Source organism: Flavobacterium sp. ACAM 123, assembly GCF_000264055.1.
Lineage (GTDB): Bacteria > Bacteroidota > Bacteroidia > Flavobacteriales > Flavobacteriaceae > Flavobacterium.
Genome location: NZ_AJXL01000199.1, coordinates 1 through 2,664, shown reverse-complemented (window position 1 = coordinate 2,664; position 2,664 = coordinate 1). Strand labels below are relative to the sequence as shown.

Below are 2,664 nucleotides of genomic sequence, written 5' to 3'. Positions count from 1 at the left end.
ATTATTTTAGTTCAGCTAGAAATTATGCTAGTTTAGAAAATGATTTAGATGTGTTTATATTAGATTTATTTTAGTTGCCTACTGGAGCGGGCACGGATTACAAAGCCAGATCGCTCGGATATAACTCCGCAAAGATAGCGCGGAATTGCATTCCGTGCCCCTAAACAAAAGCAACGATAAGTAAATAAATCAACGATAATGTCAACCAAATATAAAGCTACAAGTACAGAAGAAGCTTATTTTATCACTATCACTACAGTGGGCTGGGTAGATGTTTTCACTAGGTTAAATCAAAAATATATTCTCATAAACGCATTACAACATTGTCAGCAAAATAAAGGTTTAGAGATTTATGGTATTGTATTATGAGTAGTCACATTCATTTGTTATGTAAAGCAACAAATGGTTTTATATTATCTGATGTGATGCGTGATTTTAAAAAATATACTTCAAAGAAGATAGTTCAAACTATTAGTGAAGAACCGGAGAGTAGAAGAGAATGGATGTTAAGACATTTTCAAAAAGCATGTATTCATCTCAAGCGAGAACAAGAATATAAAGTTTGGCAAGATGGCTATCATGCAGAAATTGTTGAGACGAACTGGTTTATAAAGCAAAAGATAAATTATATCCACAATAATCCTGTGAAAGAAAAAATCGTCACTTTGCCTGAAGATTATTATTTTAGTTCAGCTAGAAATTATGCTAGTTTAGAAAATGATTTAGATGTGTTTATATTAGTTTTATTTTAGTTGCCTACTGGAGCGGGCACGGATTGCAAATCCGCGCTATCGGGAATGGGGAAATGAAAAATTAATGTTAAATATAGGACCTGGAATACATATAAAAGGGAAAGAATATTCTAAATAAAAAAGACTGGGATAGTTGCATGAGCACTACTTTACTAACACGACCCTAGTTAACAAAGTAGGCTGAGCAGGGCTCCTATTACCTCTTTTCGTTATGACCTTATTTTGCGGGCACAAAATACAAAAGTAATTTGTAGCAGAGTGTAAATTTATTTTACTTATTTTTTATTGGATGAAAACAGAAAGTAAGTGTAGTTAAATCTTTCATAGTAACAATAACTAGTTTTATACTTCGTTATATAGCCTAACAATAACTATTTTATCCTTAGTTATGAATTCAAAGCATTTTACCTCATGAAAAAAAAGACAATTGTGACAATTGCCCTACTACTTATTACATCAAATATTTTTAGTCAAACTACAAAGAAATTTATTGATACAGCTATTGTAGCTACTTTAGAATATCAATTTGATAATCTTATGGATAAATCAAACAATTTCCAGGGTTATAAAGTGATTAATACAACATCGTTACTTAAATTACAATCGAATGTCCTCGATTCTCTTTCAGTTTCAAAAAATAAGCTTTTAGCCAATGCCGATTTTTTAAATTCCCAAAAACGACTTATTGATAGTTTACAAGCCAAATCAAACGCAACAAAAACTGTTGTTTCCGACCTAAAATCTGAAAAGGAAAGTATATTCCTTTTTGGCATTCAACTTGAAAAAACGTTTTTTAAAACACTGTTTTTCTTCATCGTTGTTGGATTGATCGCTGCATTGCTATTTTTTATCTTTAAATTTAAACAAAGCAACATCATAACCACAGAAAGCAAGCTGGCGCTAAAAGAGTCCGAAAAAGAATTTGACCTTTTTAAAGTACAAGCTTTAGAACGGGAACAGAAAGCCATGCGCAAACTACAGGATGAATTGAATAAGAAGAAAAAAGAATTTTCTACTGGTCCATCTCGTGGGTAAAAGAGGAAGGTTTGAAATTTAAGGTCTTCATTAAGTAATACTAGATATTTTAAAAAAAGGCTGTTGAAAATGCACCAACAGCCCTTTCTTTATTTCTACCGCTATTTTCTATTCTACTCCCGATTGTCCCTTCTGTGTAGTACTGTTTTCATATTACATCGGCATTATACCAAAACGATTTGGAATAAAGCAAAAATTCTTTTGTTGTAACATCCTAAAGATTGAATGTTACGTAGGGAAACCTAAAAACCGTACCTATTTATAATTACTTTTGCAATATGCATTCGCCTAAAGGACAAAGCAGATCACTCTAGTATAGTAAGAACTCAACAGCGAAAATACACGAGCGTTTAATTAGTTAAGAGACAAAAAATCAACTATTAATTTTTCTATTTTAGAAATGATAAACCATTACATCTGCTTCAAGAAGTAGTGATGAAGCTTTTCTATTTATTAGATTTAGTTAAGATTTGAGAAAAGTAGTAGGTTATTAATAGTTTGACTTAAATTTTTGATATTTTCGAATAAAAATTAAATGACAGGCTTACGGCATAAAACAGCTCTTTTTAGGATGTATTAGAGCTTTTTTGCAGTACCTGTCTTCCATTTACAACAAATATAAAATCTACTCGCTTTATTAACTTAATAGGGTGTTCAAAAAAAGTCTTCCTTATAAACTACATTGATTTATTAGAATTAATTATCTTTGACCTCAAATAAAGGTGTTCTTATTTTCAACCTTACTACTTCATAAAATAAAAAAAATGGCAGATAAACTGAAAGAACCAGAAATACTCAAAAGTCAATATGTTCCAACTACAGAGTTTTACAGTCAGATAATTGATAGTTTACAGGATTATTCCATTTTCACCTTAGA

At 30.9% G+C, this 2,664-nt stretch carries 1 protein-coding gene and 1 pseudogene; both read left to right on the top strand.

Translation table 11 applies throughout. The features are described from left to right. Nucleotides 1–198: 198 nt before the first annotated feature. Nucleotides 199–752, top strand: a pseudogene (locus A3SG_RS20450) (REP-associated tyrosine transposase). A gap of 411 nt (nucleotides 753–1,163) precedes the next feature. Further along, nucleotides 1,164–1,787, top strand: a complete 624-nt coding sequence (locus A3SG_RS0118105) for a hypothetical protein (protein ID WP_016991403.1) — start codon at nucleotides 1,164–1,166, stop codon at nucleotides 1,785–1,787. Nucleotides 1,788–2,664: the final 877 nt, after the last annotated feature.